Origin of the sequence: Segeticoccus rhizosphaerae (assembly GCF_009192725.1) — a bacterium.
Classification (GTDB): Bacteria; Actinomycetota; Actinomycetes; order Actinomycetales; family Dermatophilaceae; genus Segeticoccus; species Segeticoccus rhizosphaerae.
In genome coordinates this window covers 1-566 of sequence record NZ_VOHR01000727.1, presented here as the reverse complement: position 1 = coordinate 566, position 566 = coordinate 1, and the positions used below count along the sequence as shown (strand labels likewise).

The following is a 566-nucleotide window of genomic DNA, read 5'->3' as shown; positions in this document are numbered from 1 at the left end:
GCGCCCGCGCAAAAAGCCTTCTGTCCTGAGCCGGTAAGCACGATGGCGCGTGCATCGCCGGGATTTTTTACTGCCTCCAGCAGGAGACGGACGGTATCGTCGTCCAGCGCGTTAGCCCGTTCGGGTCGATTGATCGTCAACCACAAGGCGCGATCGCGATAGGAGGACAGCACAGCCTCGCTCATTTCTTCGGGTCCTGGAATGGTCCGAGAATATCCTCTGAATCGGCCCCCAGAGGCGGCGCAGGGCGACGAATACCGGGCAGGCCGTCGCTCCACTCCGACGGACACTTCATGACCCGTGTCTTGCGACCGAACGCATCGTCTATCAGCTCGAAGAACGAAATATCGTTCAGATGAGGATCGGCGAGCAGACTGTCGAAGTCATGCACCGGGAAAATGGGGATACCGTGATCGGCAAGGGCGGTGCGCCACTCCTCACTTGTCCGGCTCTGCAGGATTTCTTCCACAAGACCGTAGAGTTCCTCGATGTGCTCGGTCCTCGTGCCGAGATCGCGCAAACGCGGGTCGGTATCGTAGATGTCTGCGCGACCTGCTTCCGACAGA

At 59.7% G+C, this 566-nt stretch carries 2 protein-coding genes; both read right to left on the bottom strand.

Annotated elements, in window-relative coordinates:
• On the bottom strand, positions 1 to 185 hold a 185-nt coding region (locus FRW57_RS22705), incomplete at its 3' end, for an enoyl-CoA hydratase/isomerase family protein (protein ID WP_203230528.1).
• The coding region (locus FRW57_RS22700) for a CoA transferase (protein ID WP_203230527.1) at positions 182 to 566 on the bottom strand (385 nt) is incomplete at its 5' end. The genes FRW57_RS22700 and FRW57_RS22705, both read right to left, overlap by 4 nt.